At 71.4% G+C, this 18,215-nt stretch carries 7 protein-coding genes; 5 read left to right on the top strand and 2 right to left on the bottom strand.

Translation table 11 applies throughout. The features are described from left to right. A partial coding sequence (locus AC07RM_RS23390; protein ID WP_495336055.1) for an ESPR-type extended signal peptide-containing protein occupies positions 1-8,565 on the bottom strand: 8,565 nt, incomplete at its 3' end. 314 nt (positions 8,566-8,879) lie between these two features. Here AC07RM_RS23390 and AC07RM_RS23385 point away from each other — a divergent pair. The 3 genes from AC07RM_RS23385 to AC07RM_RS23375 are packed head-to-tail and all read left to right on the top strand — an operon-like array spanning position 8,880 to position 13,316. Then, positions 8,880-9,617, top strand: a complete 738-nt coding sequence (locus AC07RM_RS23385; protein WP_208512853.1) for a response regulator transcription factor — start codon at positions 8,880-8,882, stop codon at positions 9,615-9,617. Further along, on the top strand, positions 9,617-10,915 hold the full coding sequence (locus tag AC07RM_RS23380; RefSeq protein WP_495336054.1) for a FecR family protein: 1,299 nt from the start codon (positions 9,617-9,619) through the stop codon (positions 10,913-10,915). The genes AC07RM_RS23385 and AC07RM_RS23380 overlap by 1 nt, the downstream gene beginning before the upstream one ends. Positions 10,916-10,922: 7 nt before the next feature. Continuing rightward, positions 10,923-13,316: a CHASE2 domain-containing protein gene (locus tag AC07RM_RS23375; protein ID WP_495336053.1), complete on the top strand. Its 2,394-nt coding sequence runs from the start codon at positions 10,923-10,925 to the stop codon at positions 13,314-13,316. Positions 13,317-13,324: 8 nt separating this feature from the next. On the opposite strand, the gene AC07RM_RS23370 is transcribed toward AC07RM_RS23375, so the two are convergent. Next, entirely contained in the window at positions 13,325-13,642 is a 318-nt protein-coding gene (locus AC07RM_RS23370) for a hypothetical protein (RefSeq protein ID WP_495336052.1), read from the bottom strand. A gap of 232 nt (positions 13,643-13,874) precedes the next feature. Here AC07RM_RS23370 and AC07RM_RS23365 point away from each other — a divergent pair, with 232 nt between their 5' ends. Then, positions 13,875-15,068 carry an efflux RND transporter periplasmic adaptor subunit gene (locus AC07RM_RS23365; RefSeq protein ID WP_495336051.1) on the top strand — a complete coding sequence of 398 codons (1,194 nt, stop codon included), beginning with the start codon at positions 13,875-13,877 and terminating at the stop codon, positions 15,066-15,068. Further along, on the top strand, positions 15,068-18,202 hold the full coding sequence (locus AC07RM_RS23360) for an efflux RND transporter permease subunit (protein WP_495336050.1): 3,135 nt from the start codon (positions 15,068-15,070) through the stop codon (positions 18,200-18,202). Before AC07RM_RS23365 ends, AC07RM_RS23360 begins: the two co-directional genes overlap by 1 nt. Positions 18,203-18,215: the final 13 nt, after the last annotated feature.

The following is an 18,215-nucleotide window of genomic DNA, read 5'->3' as shown; positions in this document are numbered from 1 at the left end:
GCCGCTGGTCACGCCACCGGCCGAGACGGCCGTCGTGGTGGTTCCGTTGTTGACGGTCAGACCCGTGGTGTTCACGACGCTCTGCCCCACCGTCACGCTGTTGTTGACCTTCACGTCGTCCGCAAGCTTTACGTCCAGGTTCGTACCCGTGCGGGTGATCGTGACGTTGCTGTCCGAATTACTGAAATCGACCTTGCCACCCGGCGCAACGTTCGCACCTGTGGCTTCTCCGTTCGCCGCCACGTTCCAGCCCGCATTGGCGGTCTGGTCGACGATCTTGAGTTGCTCTTCGGTCGCCGCGCGGCCCACGGTCGCAAAGCTCGGGTCGGTCAGCGTCTTGTTGCTCAAGCCCTGGATGTCATTCGTGACACCACTGAGGCTCACTGTGCCGCTGGTCACGCCACCGGCCGAGACGGCCGTCGTAGTCGTTCCGTTGTTGACCGTCAGCCCCGTCGTGTTCACGACACTTTGGCCCACCGTCACGCTGTTGTTGACCTTCACGTCGTCGGCCAGCTTCACATCGAGATTGGTGCCCGTGCGAGTGATCGTGACGTTGCCGTCCGAATTGCTGAAGTCGACCTTGCCGCCAGGCGCAACGTTCGCACCCGTGGCTTCGCCGTTGGCTGCCACGTTCCAGCCCGCATTGGCCGTCTGGTCGACGATCTTCAGTTGCTCTTCGGTCGCCGCACGACCGACAGTCGCGAACGTCGGATCGGTCAAGGTCTTGTTGCTCAGGCCCTGAATGTCGTTCGTGACACCGCTGAGCTTGACCGTGCCGCTGGTCACGCCACCCGCCGACACCGCCGTCGTGGTGGTCCCATTGTTGACCGTCAGGCCCGTCGTGTTCACTACACTCTGGCCCACCGTCACGCTGTTGTTGACCTTCACGTCGTCCGCGAGCTTCACGTCCAGGTTCGTACCCGTGCGAGTGATCGTGACGTTGCCGTCCGAGTTGCTGAAGTCCACCTTGCCGCCGGGTGCAACGTTCGCGCCTGTGGCTTCTCCGTTGGCCGCCACGTTCCAGCCCGCATTGGCGGTCTGGTCGACGAGCTTGAGCTGCTCTTCCGTTGCAGCACGGCCCACGGTCGCGAATGTCGGGTCGGTCAGGGTCTTGTTGCTCAAGCCCTGGATGTCGTTGCTGACACCGCTGAGATTCACCGTGCCACTGGTCACGCCACCGGCAGAGACAGCCGTCGTGGTGGTTCCGTTGTTGACCGTCAACCCTGTCGTGTTCACGACGCTCTGCCCCACGGTCACGCTGTTGTTGACCTTCACGTCGTCGGCCAGCTTTACGTCGAGGTTGGTGCCCGTGCGAGTGATCGTGACGTTGCCGTCCGAATTGCTGAAGTCCACCTTGCCACCCGGCGCCACGTTCGCACCCGTGGCCTCGCCATTGGCCGCCACGTTCCAGCCTGCATTGGCGGTCTGGTCGACGAGCTTCAGCTGCTCCTCGGTCGCCGCACGGCCGACCGTCGCAAAGCTCGGATCGGTCAGCGTCTTGTTGCTCAGCCCCTGGATGTCGTTGCTGACACCGCTGAGATTCACCGTGCCGCTGCTCACGCCCCCAGCCGACACCGCCGTCGTGGTGGTCCCGTTGTTGACGGTCAGGCCCGCGTTGTCGACCCGGCTGTTCCCCGTGCTCAGGCTGCCCGCCGCCGTGAGGTTCACGTTCTTGTTGAGCGCGACATTCACCTGGCCGTCATTGGCAGCCCCCGTCTGCGTCACGGTCATGTTGCTGTCGCCATTGAACGTGACCTTGCCGTTCGGGCCGATGTTCGCCGTCGACGAACCCGCGCCATTGGCCGTCACGTTCCAGCCCGCATTGGCGGTCTGATCGACGAGCTTCAACTGCTCTTCGGTCGCCGCACGCCCCACGGTCGCAAAGCTCGGATCGGTCAGCGTCTTGTTGCTCAGGCCCTGGATGTCGTTGCTGACACCGCTGAGATTCACAGTGCCACTGGTCACGCCACCCGCCGACACGGCCGTCGTCGTGGTCCCGTTGTTGACCGTCAGCCCCGTGGTGTTGAGCACGCTCTGCCCCACCGTCACGCTGTTGTTGACCTTCACGTCATCGGCCAGCTTCACATCGAGATCGGTCCCGGTGCGGGTGATCGTGACGTTGCCATCCGAATTGCCGAAGTCCACCTTGCCGCCCGGCGCGACGTTGCCTCCCGTGGCCTCGCCGTTGGCCGCCACGTTCCAGCCCGCGTTCGCGACCCGGCTCACGGCCTTGAGCTGGCTCACGTTGACCGCGTCGCTGTCCGCGGCGCCCGCGGCCACGTTGGTGATCTGGCGCAACTGGCCATTGCCGCCCACGCTCACCGCCGCCAGCGTGCTGGTGGTGTCGGCGATCGCCGTGCCGCTCTTCGCGGCGGTGCCGGTGCCCGGGTCGTAGCCGACCACGCCCGCGGCCGTGTTCGCCAGCGAGTTGCTGCCCAGCGCCACGCTGTCGGCCAGGGCGGCGGACGCACGCACGCCGAGCGCGGTGCTGCCGTCCTGGAACGCGCGGCTGGCCGCGCCCACGGTCACGGCGCCGACGCCCTGCGCATCGGTGTTGGAACCCACGGACACCGATGCGAGGCCGGTGCCGGTCGCACCGGGGCCGACGGCCACGGCCGCGGTGCCCACGGTGGTCGCGTTGAAACCGATGGCCGCGCCGCCATTGGCGGCCTTGGCCTGGAAGCCGGCGGCCACGGCATTGGTGCCGGCGCTGCTGCCCGCGCCCAGCGAGGTCGCTTCCGAAGCCAGCGCGCTGGCATTGCCGCCGAGCGCCGTCGAGTTCGAGAAGCTCGCGGTCGCGCCGCTGCCGATCGCGGTGGCGCCATGGTTGACCGCCCCGCCGCTGGAGGTGAAGGCGCTGGCGCCGCGGCCGATGGCCACCGAGCCCCCCGAGGTGCCGTCCGCCACCGCCGAGGCACCGACGGCCACGCCGTCGTTCGCCTTGGCCGCGGCGCCCACGCCCGCGGCCAGCGCGTTGGTTCCGGTCGCGCCCTTGTTGTCGTAGTTGTCGCCCGGCGTGCCGTTGTCGTTCACGCTGTAGTAGTGCGTCTGCGCGGCCTTGAGCTGGCTCACGTTCACGGCGTCGGTGTCCGCGCCGCCGGCGGCCACGTTGGTGAGGCGCCGCTCCGCGCCCGAGGCGCCGACGCTCACCACGTTGCTGCCGGTGGCCGTGCCGGCCACCGCTGCCCCATTGGGCGCATACGACGCCACGGTCGCCGCGCTCACCGTGCTGCCGTTGCCGATGCCCACCGCGCCATCCAGACCCGCGGCGATGGTCACGTTGTTGCCTATCGCGAAGGCGTTGTTGGCCGCGATGTCGTTGTTGTTGCCCACCGCGTAGCTGCCCGATCCGCTGACGATGTTCGGGTCGCCGATGGCACCGCTGTTGTCGCCGCTGACGATGTTGCCGGTGCCGATGCTGATGCTGCTCGCGCCGAGGGCCTGCGCGCCGGTGCCGATGGCAATGGCGTCCGTCCTGCCGCTCGCACCGGCGATGGCGCGCTTGCCCAGCGCGATCGAACGGTCCGAGTCGGTGATGGCATGGTTGCCGACGGCCACGGTGTCGTTCAGCACGGTGCGCGGCGGCGTGCCCGCCACCTTGTTGCCGTTGCGGTCGGTGAGCAGGCCCGTCTTGGTGTCGATGAAGTAGCCGGTGCCGGCCGAGGTACCGACCGCGACGTTGTTGTCGCCCTGGAGGGCGAAGCCGGCCGCGCTGCCGGCGACATGGTTGTCGCTGCCTTGCAGGTTCATTCCCGCGAAGGTGCCGACGGCGACGTTGCGGTCCCCCTGGGTCGACAGGCCGGCGGAGGTCCCGACGATGGTGTTGTAGTCCCCCGCCAGCTTGTAGCCGGACGTGGTGCCCAACGTCGCGTTGTAGTTTCCGGTCGCGCCAAGGCCCGCGCTGCTGCCGACGTAGGTGTTGGACGCACCCTTGGAAGCCGCGCCGGCATTCGTACCGACATAGGTGGCATAGTCGCCGCCGGTCACGCCATTGCCGGCGTTCCCGCCGATGGCCGTGGTCTGCTGGCCCAGCGCCTGCGAAGAATTGCCCACGGCCACGCCGCCGCCGCCCGAGGCCACGGACGAAACGCCGACGGCCACCGACTGATCCGCCGTCGCCGCGGCATTCACGCCCGCCGCCAGGCTGTTGATGCCCGTGGCCCCGTTGTTGTCGTGGTTGCCCTGGGGCGTGCCGTTGTCGTTCACGCTGTAGTAGTGCGTCTGCGCCGCCTTGAGCTGGCTCACGTTCACCGCGTCGGTATCGTCCGCGCCCGCCGCGAGGTTGGTGATGCGGCGCTCCTTGCCCGCGCTGCCCACCGACACCTCGCCCACCGGCGCGCTGCCGGCCACCGCGGCGCCATCGGGCGCATAGGCGTTCTTCAGCGCCAGCGCGGCCGCATCCTGCGTCGCCTGCGATCCTGCGCCCAGCGCCACGCCGTCGGCCGCGCTGGCCTGGGCCTCGCGGCCGACCGCGACCGCGCCGTCCTTGCCGGCCACGGCGCTGCTGCCGATGCTCACCGTGTCGCTGGCCTCGACGTTGATGCCCGCCATGCTGCCCAGGGCCACGTTGTTGTCGCCCTGGGTGCCCAAGCCCGCGTAGAAGCCGGCGGACAGGTTGGCGTTGCCCTTGATGTCGGTGCCCGCATAGTGGCCCTGGGCCGCGTTGTACGAGCCCTCGGTGCGCGTGCCCGCGCCCTCGCCCACGCCGAGGTTGAAGTCGCCGGCGACGCCGTTGCCCGCATTGCCGCCCAATGCGACGTTGCTGGTGCCGGTCACGTTCTGTCCGGCCTTGGTGCCGAAGGCGGCGTTGTAGGCGCCGCTCGAGCCCCGGCCCGCGTTCGGGCCCACGCTGAGGCTCTCGTCGCCGTTGGCCTGCGCGCCCGAACCCATGGCCACGGCCTCGAGGCCGCTGGCCTCGGTGCCCTTGCCCACCGCGATCGCGCGGTCCTTCGAGGCATAGGCGAGGTTGCCGATCGAAACCGTGTCGTTCGCCTTCGTGGCCGCCGGCTGTCCCGCCAGCAGGTTGCCGCTGCGGTCGACATAGCCTCCGCGGTCCAGGTCGAGCATCGCCGCCGTGCCGGCGCCCCTGCCGATGGAGACGTTGTTGTCGCCATCGACCACGCCGCCCGCGCCCTGCCCCACGCCGACATTGCCGCTGCCCTTCACGAGGCTCACGGCCCCCGTGCCGAGCGCGGCGTTGTCGGTCCCCGTCACCACGCTGCCGGCCACCGTGCCGACGCCGACGTTGCGGTTGCCCTGCACGCCGTTGCCCGCGCTGCTGCCCAGGCCCAGGTTGTCGTTGCCGTCGATGCTGTCGCCCGCGTTGTTGCCGACCGCCACGTTGCGCGTGCCCTTGGCGCCGGTCCCCGAGTCGTTGCCCACGAAGGTGTTGCGGTCGCCCTGGGCATCGACCCCGGCCGAGGTGCCGAGGCTGGTGTTGGCCTCTCCCGTGATGCCCGTGCCGGCGCCGCTGCCGAAGGCCGCGTTCTCGCTGCCGGTCACCGACGCACCGGCCGAGGCGCCCACCGCGGTGTTGCTCGCGCCCGGCGTGCCCTGGCCCGCGCCCACGCCGACGGCCGTCGAGCCGGCACCGGCCGCCTGGGCGCCCGAGCCGACCGCGGTCGCATGGTCGCCCGCCGCCGCGGCATCGACGCCGGCCGCCAGGGCATTCAGGCCGGTGGCGCCGTCGTTGCCGTGGTTGCCGCCCGTCACGCCGTTGTCGTTCACGCTGTAGTAATGCGTGGTCGCCGCCTGCTGCACCGCCTGCAGCTGCGCCACGTTCACCGCGTCGGTCGCTTCCTTGCCGGCCGCCACGTTGGTGATCTGGCGCGTCTGGCCGTTGCTGCCCACGCTGACCGCGCCCAGCGTGCTGGTCCAGGCCGCGCCGGTGTTGGTGGAGGCCTTGCCCGTGGACGGATCGAAGCCGGCCACGCCGGCCGCCGTGTTCGCCTCGGACTGGCTGCCCAGCGCCACGCCGTCGGCGACGTTGGCGCGCGAGCTCGCGCCGAGCGCCATCGCGTTCTCGGCGTTGTCCACGCGCGCGGCCCAGCCCAGCGCGACGGTGTTGTCGCCCGTGGCTTGGCCGCCGATGGCGATGGCGCTGAAGCCGTCGGCCCGGGCCGTGCCGCTGGAGGCACCGCCGATCGCCACCGCCGCCGCGCCGTTGGCGATGCCGTTGATGGCGGTCGACTGGGTCCCCGTGGCCTGGCCGTTGATCGCCACGGCGGTGGCGCCGTCGGCGCGCGCGCCGTTGCCGACCGCGGTAGCGCTGGTCTGCAGCGCGCTCGCCGAGGTGCCCACCGCCACGGTGTCGCTGGCACCGGCCTGCGCACCCTTGCCGAGCAGCACCACGCCGCTGGCGTTGTCCGCGACCTGGCCGCCATCGGCCAGCACCACGCTGGAGCTCAGGCCGTTGAGCGTCGTGTCCACGCCACCGACGAAGTTCTTCTCGCCGCCGGTCACGCTCAGGCCCTTGCCGATCACGCTGGTGGCCGAAGTCGCGCCGACCTTGTTGTTGGCGCCGATGACGCTGGTCAGCGAGGTGCCGTCCAGCGTGTTGACCGTGCCGAGGACGCTGGTGTTGTCGTTCTTGCCCGTCAGCGCGTTCTGGTTGCCGATCACGCTCACCAGCCGGTTGCCGTCGCCCGTGATGCTGTTGTTTCGGCCGATCTGGCTCGTGCTCTGGTTGTCGTTGCCGCTGAGCTCGTTCTGGTAGCCGATCAGCTGGTTGTATTCATTGGTGTTGCCCGCGATCGCGTTGAGCCCGCCCGAGACGATCGCACCGTAGTTGCCGCTGCCCGAGACGCTGTTCTGCTCGCCGTTGGCGAACAGGTAGCTGCCCGTGGCATCGGTCAGCGCGTTGTTGTTGCCCTGCGCGTGGCTCGAACTGGCGGCGATCGTGTTGTGGTTGCCGACCGCATAGGAATTGTTGCCGCTGATCGTGTTCGGATCGCCGACGGCGCCGCTGTGGTCGCCGTTGACGACGTTGCCCGTGCCGATGCTGATCGACTGCGTGCCATTGGCCTGCGCGCCTGTGCCGATGGCCACGGCCGAGACGCCGGAAGCCTGGCTGCCGCTGCCGATCGCCACCGCGGCCTTCTCGCCCGCGACCGCCGAGGAGCCGATGGCCAGCGCGTCGTCGCCGGTGGCGCGCGAGAGGTAGCCGACGGCCGTGGTGCGGCTGGCGTTGGTGCCGGCCACGCCGTTGCGCTGCGAGGCGCGCACGAACGAGTCCTGCAGCTCGGCGGCCGTCACCACCACGTTGCCGCTGCTGGCCTGCACCACGTTGCCAGCGCCGTCGATGGTGTAGCTGCCGTCGTCGATGCCGGCCTGGGTCACGCCGCGCGAGGCGAGGAAGCCCATGAACTCGTTCTGCGCCGCCAGGCTCGCCGCCTGCACCACGGCCTGGGGAATGGGGCTGTTCGGATCCTGCGCGGCGAGCGTCAGGTTGGCGCCGGCGCCGGTGCCCAGCGCGATGTTGTTGCTGCCGGTGGACTGCAGCCCCGCGAGCGTGCCCTGGTGGATGTTCTGGTCGCCGGTCACGACCTGGCCCGCGCGCTGGCCGAGCGCGATGTTGCGGTTGCCGGTGGTCAGCCCGCCCGCGCCGAAGCCCATGCCGACGTTCTCGTCGCCGGTGACGATGGCGCCGGCCTGGTTGCCGACGTAGGCGTTGCGGGCACCGCTGCCCGCAACGCCGGCGCCGCTGCCCACGAAGGTGTTGAAGGCATTGCTGAAATCGTTGGGATCGGACTTGGCCGGCCGGCTCATGCCCGCGTACATGCCGACCGCCACCGTGTCGTAGCCGGCCTCGGCGCGCGAACCCAGCGCCGTGCCGCGTCCCTCGGCCTTGGCCGAACCGCCGACGGCGACCGAGTTGCTCTCGGTGGCCGCGGCATAGGCGCCCAGCGCCACCGAGCTCCAGTTCTCGGTCGGGCTGTTGAGGTTGTTGCCGCCGCTCGCCAGCGCGCCGCGGCCGATGGCGATGTCGCCGAGCTTGCGCGCCTCGGTGCCGTTGCCCATGGCCACCGTGTCGCCCGCGCTCGCCTTGGCGTCGGGCCCGATCGCCACGCTGTTGGCGCCGGTCGCGCCCGAGTTGGCGAGCGTCGAATTGCCGGCGGCGGTCGCGTTCACGTGCAGGTAGGGCGTCTCGTCGACGCTCACCCAGCGCCCGCCCTTCCAGGTCACGAGACCCTGCGTGAGGCCGTTGGCGGCCGTGCCGGGGGTGGTGTTGAACAGCACCATGCCGTCGGCCGGCACGCCGCCGGGCAGGCCCCAGACGCTCGCGTCGGTCAGCGCCACGCGCGGCATCATCACGCCGCGGGTCGAGGAGTTGATGTCGAGCACCGCGCCGGGCACCGGGTCGGGGTTGGCATGCCCGGTGCCGTCATGAATGCCGGCCTGCGCCCAGGCATCGCCGGCGCCCAGCGCCGTCACCGCCGCCAGGCCCGCGGCCAACACAGCCGCGCGTACGCGACCGCCTCCCTTGCCGCGGGCCTTCACCGTTTCCGACGCCGCCACCCAGGCTCCGAGCGCTTCATTCCAGACCGACCGGTACGTCTTGTTCATTTCTTCGTGATCCTCAAAATCAGATGGGCCGCATGCGCACGACCTGGCCCCTGGCTGGGCCCGAAGGGCGGCGATTCGATGGGAGGGCAGCGCTTGTTCGCTGCACAGGCGGCGGATGATGTCGAGGGGCCCTGCCGGGCAAGAGCGGCGCGCGAGGTTTGGTCAGATTTGCAGAAAGCTTCTGCCCGCATTTGTGAATTTCTTTACTACTTTCTTGCAATTGCAAACAATGGGACGTGGCGTCTCGCCTGCGTGAATTCGTCAGATTTCGCGTCGGGATTCACTGTCAGAATCGCCTCGCTACCTCTCGGACCATGCGCATTGCCATCCTCGAAGACGACCCCGACCAGCTGTCACACCTGGTCCGGACACTGGAGCAGTTGTTAACAATTGGCGACACCACGGTCAGCTGCACGGCCCTCTCCGACGGCCTCGCGCTGCAGCAGGTGCTGCGGCGCGAAAGCTTCGACCTGCTGGTGCTCGACTGGAACGTGCCGGGCCTGGCCGGCGTCGAGCTGCTGCGCTGGCTGCGCACCTGGCAGGCCGACCAGGTGCCCACGCTGATGCTGAGTTCGCGCGCCTCCGAGCAGGACGTGGTGGAGGCGCTGAGCCTCGGCGCCGACGACTACATCGTCAAACCGTTTCGCCCGCTCGAGCTGCGCGCGCGCGTGCAGCGCCTGATGGCGCGCCGCGCGCCGGTGGAAAGCTCGCCCGGCGAGCGCTTCGGCCGCTGGGAGTTCGAGCGCCTCACGCACAGCGTGCTGATCCATCCGGCACCGGGCGAGGCGGCGGCGCCCGAACGCCATGCGCTGTCGGACCGCGAGTTCAGCCTCGCCCTCACGCTGTTCCAGCACCTGGGCGGCATCGTGTCGCGCGCCCACCTGCTCGAGAGCGCCGGCTACAGCAGCGACGAGCTGCCCTCGCGCACGCTCGACAGCCACATCTACCGCCTGCGCAACAAGCTCGGCCTCGAGGCCGCGCGCGGCCTGAGCCTGCGCACGGTCTACGGCCGCGGCTACCGGCTCGAGGCCATGCAGCAGGTGGAATCCTGATGGCGCCGTGGCGCGCCGCCACCCGGCTCGCGCGGCGCCTGGCCGGCGCGCTCGCGGTCTGCGCCGGCCTGGCCGCGCCGCTGGCCATGGCCCAGTCGCCCCACGTGGTGCAGCCCGGCGAAACCCTCTGGGGCATCTCGAACCAGCACCTGCGCACGCCGCTGCGCTGGCCCGAGGTGCAGCAGCGCAACCAGGTCGGCGAGCCACGGCTGCTGCAGCCGGGCAAGCTGCTGTATTTCGCCGACGGCCGCCTCGTGCCCGAGGGCGCCGCCGTGGTCGCGGCGGTGGAGGGCCGGGCCTCGCGCCAGCGCCCGGGCGGCCCCGAGCAGGTGCTCGCGCCCGGCACGCCGATCCTGCCGGGCGACGTGCTGGTCACCGGTCCCGATGCCTTCGTCACGCTGGGCCTGCCCGGCGGCAACCGCGTCGTGCTGCCGTCGCAGAGCGCGCTCGAGGTGCAGGCCATCGACACCCAGACGATCCAGCTGCGGCTGATCCGGGGCCGCGTCGAATCGCAGGTGCAGAAGCAGCAGCCGGGCCAGCAGTTCGAGATCCGCGCGCGCTCGATGGGCCTCGGCGTGCGCGGCACGCACTTTCGCGTGCGCGACGAGAACGGCACGCTGGCCAGCGAGGTGATCGAGGGCGAGGTGGTGGTGCGCCAGGACCGCGGCGGCACCGAACCGCCGCTGGTGCTGCGCGCCGGCAGCGGCGCGGTGCTGCTCGACGGCACCGGCGCGCAGGCGCGCACGCTGCTGCCGGCACCGCAACTGCTGGCCTCGAACGCGCCGCGCGCCGATCGCGCGCTGCAGTTCGAGCCGGTGGCCGGCGCCCAAAGCTATCGCCTCCAGCTCGCGCGCGACGAGCGCTTCCTGCTGCCGGTGCACGAGCAGCGCGGCGAGGCCCCGGCCTTCACGGCGCCGGCCGACCTCGAGGCCGGCTTCTACCAGCTGCGCCTCACCGCCTTCGATGCGAACCAGCTCGAAGGCCTGCCGGGCGACAGCACCGTCTACCTACCCGCGGCCGCCGGCGCCGACACGGGCCGCGGCAGCGCGACCCTGCTGTCCGATGGCCGCGTCGAGATCCGCTGGCCGGGCGCCGCGGGCCAGCGCTATGCCTTCGAACTCTCGCGCGGCCCCGACTTCTCGGTGCTGCTGATCGACGAGCCCGCGGCCCATGTCGCCGGCATGGTGGTCGGGCCCTTCGTGCTGGGCGGGCGCTACCACTGGCGCGCGCGCCCCGTGGGCGAGGGCGAGGCTGGCGCCGCCGGCTTCGGCGGCAGCTTCGAGATCCCGGCGCGCTGAAGCCGTCATGCCCTCGACCCGGCTCGTCGTCGAACGGCTGCTGATGGCGCTGCTGCTGCCGCTGGCCATGCTGGTGCTGGCCCAGCGGCCCGGCCTGCTGCAGATGGATGCGTTCATCCACGACCGGCTGCTGATCCTCGCCTCGCACACCGCGGCGCCCGAGATCCTGATCATCGCGATCGACGAACGCAGCCTCGGCGAACTCGGGCGCTGGCCCTGGAGCCGCGAGATCCATGCGCGCCTGCTCGAGCGGCTGGCGCCGGCCGCGCCGCGCGCCGTGCTGCTCGACATGTTCCTGACCGAGCCCAGCACCGACCCGCGCGAGGATGCGCGGCTGTCCGAGGCGATGGGCCTGCTGCCGGTCTACCTGCCGCTGCTGCATGCCGGGGCGCATGCCGGGCCGGACGCGCTCGACGAAGGCACGCACCCGGGCTTCCTCGCGCCGCTGCCGCGTTTCGCCGAACGCGCGCGCGGCCTCGGCCACGCCGGCCTCGCACCCGATCCCGACGGCGTGGCGCGCACGCTCTACCTGCGCGAAGGCTACGCGGGCCATCTGCAGCCCTACGTGGGCGCACTGATCGCCGGGCGGGTGCCGCCGCCGTCGCCCGAGGCCGGTCGGCCCGGCGACTGGCTGCGCCAGGACCCGCTGCGCCTGGTCTTCGCGGGCCCGCGCGGCAGCTACCGCACGGTGCCCTACGTCAGCGTGCTGCGCGGCGAAGTGCCCGCCGAGCTGCTGCGCGACAAGCTGCTGCTCGTGGGCGCCACCGCGCCCGGCCTCGGCGACCAGACCCTGACGCCGAACGCCGGCATGCGCGGCGTGCTGCCCGGCATCGAGGTCAATGCCAACGCCATCGACGACCTGATGAACGCGCGCAACGTCGCGCTGCTGCCGCCGGCCGGCTACGCGGCCTGGACCGTCGTGCCGCTGTGGATCGCGCTGTGGCTGCTGGTGCGTCTGCAGCGCCATGCGCTGCCGATCGCCTTCGGCCTCGCCGTCGCCTGCCTGCTGGCCAGCGGCATCGCCATGCTGGGCTGGCACTGGTGGCTGCCGCCCGCGGCGCCGATCGCCGGGCTGTTCCTGCTCTACCTGCTGTGGAGCTGGCGCCGGCTCGAGTCGCAGCTGGCCTACCTGCGCCAGCGCGCGCGGGTGCTGCATGCCATCCCGAGCGGCGCGTTCGAGGTCATGCCCGCGCCGCCCGCGCTCTCGGGCGACCCGGTGGTGCATCCCAAGCAGGCGCTCGACCGCGCCATCGCGCGCGTGCAGCGCATGCAGAAGCTGATGGACGAGGCGATGCATGCGATGCCCGTGGCCATGCTGATCTGCGACGACCAGGGCCGTATCGCCTCGGGCAACGCGGCCGCTTCCCGCCTGCTCGGCGGCGGCGAGCTCGCGCAGCGCGACAGCGATCCCGATGCGCTGCGCGGCCTGTCGCTGCCGCAACTGATCGCGCCGATGGCGACGGCCGCGAAGGCCGATGCCCCGGGCTCGGCGCGGCTGCACTGGACGATCCGGCTGCGCGACGAATACACCACCGCCGACGCGCGCGTGTTCCGCCTCGAGGCCGCCGCCTTCGGCGCGGACGCGCCCGACGACCGCGGCTGGGTCGTCATGCTGCCCGAGCTCACGACCGAGCGCGAGGCGCAGCGGCAGCGCGACGAATGGCGGCGCTTTCTCTCGCACGACCTGCGCAGCCCGCAGGTCACCATCCTGAGCCTGCTGTCCATGCACGAGGGCGACCCGGACGCGGCCGGTACCGCCGACATGCGCAAGGCCATCCGCCGCGAGGCCAAGCGCACCCTCGACCTGGCCGAGGGCTTCATGGATTTCGCGCAGGCCGAGTCGGACGACTACCGCTTCGCCGACACCCACGTGGGCGCCGTGCTGCTCGATGCCCGGGACCAGGCCTGGCACTACGCGCAGGCCAACGGCGTGCGCATCGATGCGCGCCTCGACGACGCCGACGAGACCCTCGTGCGCGCCGACGGCTCGCTGCTCACGCGCGCCATCGTCAACCTGCTGAACAACGCCATCCGCCACAGCGCGCCGGGCGCGCGCATCGAGCTGCGCATGGATCTCGAGTCCGCCACCCCCGACGACGCCGCGCCGGACCGCGTGCGCATCACCATCGCCGACCAGGGCTCGGGCATGACGCCCGCACAGCTGCACGCCCTGCTCCATGCGCCGCGCGGGCAGCGCGCCCAGTTCGCACCCGAGCCCGTGGCCACGCCGCGCGCCGACCCCGATGCCTCGGCCGCCGCCGCGCCGCGGCGCATGGGCCTGGGCTTCGCGGTGGTGCGGGCCGTGGTCCAGAAGCATGGGGGGCAGCTCGGGGGCGAGAGCACGCCGGGCGCGGGCACGCGGTTCTGGCTGCTGTTGCCGCTGCGGCGGGAGTTGCGCTGAGCCGATGCCTACGAGTCGCCGAGTTTCTCGCTCTCGACCGCCTGCAGCACCGCATCGAAGTACCCCGCCTCCGCCAGCAGCCGCCTCACCTGCGAATCCACATGCGCATCCGACAGCGCCGGATGCCACTCGCCGTCCCGCCGCCAGCGCCACAGCATCGCGACCACGGTCGAATCGATCTTCGGGAAGACCTCGAGCAGCAGCGAGCCGAAGTCCTGCCGGCAGGCGACCAGGCCGCGCTGCAGCAGGTCCTCGAAGACCTGCGTGGGCCGTGCGTCCGACAGCAGTCGGCGCAGCTCGACCTGCCTGAGGTCCAGTTTGCTCATGGTTCTGGAAAGGGTTCCGGTGACGAAGGGGGTGGCTGTGGCCATGACAGGCGGCGCACGGTGCGCGCCCTTCAGGATCGCGCATCGACCGCGCATTCGCAAGCCGGTGGCGATTGCCGGAGCGCCGCCCGTGGATAGATAGCTTCCCGAAAGCTTCGCGGCCTAGGCTGGTCGGCTCCCTCCTTCTCCGACGTCGTGCCCGCACGGTCGGTCCGTACGTACCGCCGCACCGATGAGCCTGCGTCCTCCTGCCTCCCGCCGGGTCCTCCTGGTCCTTCTCGCCCTGCTGGTGCTCGCCGGTGCGGCATTCCTCGTCTGGCGCGCACCGCGATCCGATGCCGGGCCGTCCACGCCGCCTGCGGGCGCGAGCAACGCCGCCAGCGCCGCCGACCCCGAGCAGCTGCGCTATCCGAAGGGCGCGGCCCAGCTCGCGATGATCCGCACCGACGCCATGCCGCGCGTGCCGCTGCCCCTGGCCGAACCGCTGAGCGCGCGCCTGGTCTACGACGAGGACGCGACGGCGCGCATCGGCGTCGGCTTCTCGGGCCGCATCGTGGCGCTGCGCGTCGGTCCCGGCGACAGCGTGCGTGCCGGCCAGGTGCTGGCCGATATCGACTCGCCCGACTACGGCACCGCGCGCGCCGACCTCGGCAAGGCGCTGGCCGACGAGAAGCGCAAGCAGCTCGCGGCCGAACGCGGGCGCGAGCTGGCGCCGGGCGATGCCATCGCGCACAAGGACCTCGAGGCGCTCGAGGCCGACCATGCGCAGGCGGCGGAAGAAGTGGAGCGTGCGCGCCGGCGGCTGCAGAACATGAATCCGCGCGGGCTGCGCGGCGAAGGCCAGCGCCTGCAGCTGGTCAGCCCGATGGACGGGCTGGTCGCCGAGCGCACGGCCACGCCGGCGCTCGAGGTGGCGCCGGGCATGGCGGCGCCGCTGTTCGTGGTCACCGATCCGCGGCGGCTGTGGCTGATGATCGACCTGCCCGAGCGGCTGCTCGGCCGGATCAAGCTGGGCAGCGCGGTGAGCGTGGAGTCGGATGCCTATCCGGGCCGGCGCTTCGCCGCCACGGTGCGCCAGGTCGGCCATGCGGTCGACACCAACACCCGGCGCGTGCCGGTGCGCGCGCAGCTCGACAACGCCGGGCTCGAACTGCTGCCCGAGATGTTCGTGCGCGCCCAACTGCTGCAGGAAGACGGCAGCGGCGTGCGCGTGCCCAACGAGGCGCTGGTCAACCGCGGCGTGCACAGCTACGTGTTCGTCGAGGAGTCGCCCGGCGCGTTCCGGCGCCGCCAGGTCGAACTGCTGGCGCAGGGCAGCGACACCAGCTACGTGCGCGAGGGCCTGGCGGGCAACGAGCGCGTGGTCACGGCCGGCGCGCTGCTGCTCGACGCCGAGCTGACGACCCGCACGAGCGAGCGGCCGTGATGCAGCGGCTCATCGCCTTCGCGCTGACGCAGCGCGTCTTCGTGTTCGTGCTGGTCGCCGCGCTGGTCGGCTTCGGCGGCTACGCGGCCTCGAACCTGCCGATCGAGGCGTTTCCCGACGTGCAGGACGTGCAGGTGCGCGTGATCTCGCAGCGCACCGGCGCCGCGCCGCAGGACATGGAGCGCTCGGTCACGCTGCCGATCGAGCGCGAGGTGGCGGGAATCCCGCGACTGTCGAACGTGCGCTCGGTCACGATGACCGGCCTGTCGATCGTGACCCTGACCTTCGCCGACGGCACCGACGACTACTTCGCGCGCCAGCAGGTGCTCGAGAAGCTCTCGACCGTGGACCTGCCCACCGGCGTGCAGCCGCAGCTCGCGCCGCTGTCGACCGCCGTCGGCGAGATCTACCGCTACACGCTCGAGGCGCCGGGCCTGTCGGAGGTGGAGGCACGCACGCTGCAGGACTGGACCGTGCGCCCGTTCCTGCGCATGACGCCCGGCGTGGCCGACATCGTCACCTTCGGCGGCGCGCTCAGGGAGTTCCAGATCGAGGTCGACCCGGTGGCGCTGCGCAAGTACCAGGTGACGCTGGACCAGCTCGGCCAGGCCGTCTCGAATGCCAACGGCAGCGCGGGCGGCGGGCTGATGCGACGCGGCGACACCTCGCTGGTGGTGCGCGCCAGCGGTCTGTTCGACAGCCTCGCCGACATCCGAGCGGCGGTGGTCGCCTCGCGCCAGGGCCGTCCCGTGACGGTGGCCGACCTGGCGCAGGTGCGCGAGGGCGAGCGCCCGCGCCTGGGCATCGCCGCGGCCGGCCAGCGCGACAGCATCGTCGAGGGCATCGTCTCGATGACCAAGGGCGGCGACCCGGCGAAGATCAACGCCGAGCTGCGCCAGCGCATCGCGCAGCTCGAGCCGCGCCTGCCGGCCGGCGTGAAGATCGTGCCGATCTACGACCGCACGCAGCTCGTGCACCACACGGTGGCCACGGTGGTCGAGAACCTGGTGGTGGGCGCGCTGCTGGTGGTGGCGGTGCTCGTGATCTTCCTCTCGAGCTGGCGCGCGGCGCTGGTGGTGGCCACCGTGATCCCGCTGGCCCTGCTGTTCGCCTTCATCCTGATCACCGCGCGCGGCGTGTCGGCCAACCTGATCTCGCTGGGCGCGGTCGACTTCGGCATCATCATCGACAGCGCGGTCGTGATCGTCGAGGCGCTGATGGTGCGGCTCGCGGCCAAGACCGCGCTCGACGCCGATTCGCCCGAGGCACGCCACCAGCGGCTGGGCGTGCTGCACCACACGGTCAGCGACCTCGCGCACCCGGTGCTGTTCTCGAAGGCGATCATCATCCTGGCCTTCGTGCCGATCTTCACCTTCCAGCGCGTGGAGGGAAAGATCTTCACGCCGGTGGCCCTGACCCTGAGCTTCGCGCTGCTCGGCGCGGTGCTGCTGACCTTCACGCACCTGCCCGCGCTGCTGGCCACGGTGCTGCAGCGCCGCACCCTGGCCGAGAAGCACAAGCCCTGGCTGGACTGGCTGCAGGCGCGCTATCGCGGCCTGCTCGCGGCGACCATGCGCCACGCGGGCCGCACGCTGTGGCTCGCGGCGCTGCCCGTGGCGCTCGCGCTGGGCCTGGCACCGCGGCTGGGCAGCGAATTCCTGCCCAAGCTCGACGAGGGCAACATCTGGCTGACCATCACGCTGCCGACCTCGGCCGCGCTCGAGACCACCAAGCAGGTGGAACGCAGCGTGCGCGCCACCCTGCTCGAATACCCGGAGGTGGCGCGGCTGATCAGCCAGGTCGGCCGGCCCGACGACGGCTCGGACCCGAAGGGGCCGAACAACCTCGAGATCCTGGTCGACCTGCAGCCGCGCTCGGGCTGGCGCTTCGCGGGCAAGGAGGCGCTGATCGCCGACATGTCGGCCAAGCTGGAAGACATCCCCGGCATCAGCACCAACTTCTCGCAGGTGATCCAGGACAACGTCGAGGAATCGCTGTCGGGTTTCCGCGGCGAGATCGTCGCGAAGGTGATCGGCAACAACCTCGACATCCTCGACGAGCTCGGCGAGAAGGTGGCCACCACGCTGCGCGGCATTCCCGGCGCCACCGACGTGGACAGCACGCGCATCGGCGGGCAGAGCGAGCTGGTCGTCACGCCCGACCGTGCGCGGCTCGCGCGCTACGGCCTCACGGTCAACGACGTCGACAACGTCATCGGCCAGTCGATGTCGGGCGCCTCGACCACCAGCTTCTACGACGCCGACCGCCGTTTCGACGTGGTGGTGCGGCTCGCGCAGCCGCACCGCGACAGCGTGGACGCGGTGCGCGGACTGCAACTCGCCGTGGCCGGCACGCAGGTCGGCAACGGCCCCGGCACCATCTCGCTGGGCGAGGTCGCGAACGTCGAGGTGCGCCAGGGCGCCTCGCGCATCTTCCGCGAGTCGGGCTCGCGCATGGTCATCGTCAAGGTCAACCTGCTGGGCCGCGACCAGGGCAGCTTCGTGGAGGAGGCCCAGCGCACGGTGGCACGCCAGGTCGCGCTGCCGCCGGGCTACCAGCTGGTGTGGGGCGGTCAGTTCGAGAACTCGCAGCGGGCCGCGGCCCGGCTCGCGGTGATCGTGCCGTTCACGGCGCTGCTGATCTTCTCGCTGCTGTTCTGGGCCTTCCGCTCGGTGCGGCTGGCCTCGCTGGTGCTGGGCATGGTGCCGTTCACGCTGGTGGGCGGGCTCGCCGCGCTCGGGCTCGCGGGCCTGCACCTGTCGGTCTCGGCCGCGGTCGGGTTCATCGCGGTGGCGGGCATCTCGGTGCAGAACGGCGTGATCATGGTCGAGGAGATCATGGCGCGCGTGCGCTCGGGCGCGGCGGTCGCGACGGCGATCATCGAAGGCGCGACCACGCGGCTGCGCCCGATCCTGATGACGGCGCTGATGGCGGGCCTGGGCCTGCTGCCGGCCGCGCTCTCGCACGGCATCGGCAGCGAGACCCAGCGGCCCTTCGCCTGCGTGATCGTCGGCGGCATCGTCACCGGCACGCTGTTCACGCTGCTGGTGCTGCCGGTGGCGATCCGCCGCTTCGGCGATTTCTACGACGAGCCGCAGCAGGCGCGCGAGGCGCGCCCGGCGGCCGCGCCCTGATGCACCGGAGCCC

The organism is Variovorax sp. GW821-FHT09B05 (assembly GCF_059418265.1).
This window is presented reverse-complemented; position numbering and strand designations above follow the sequence as displayed.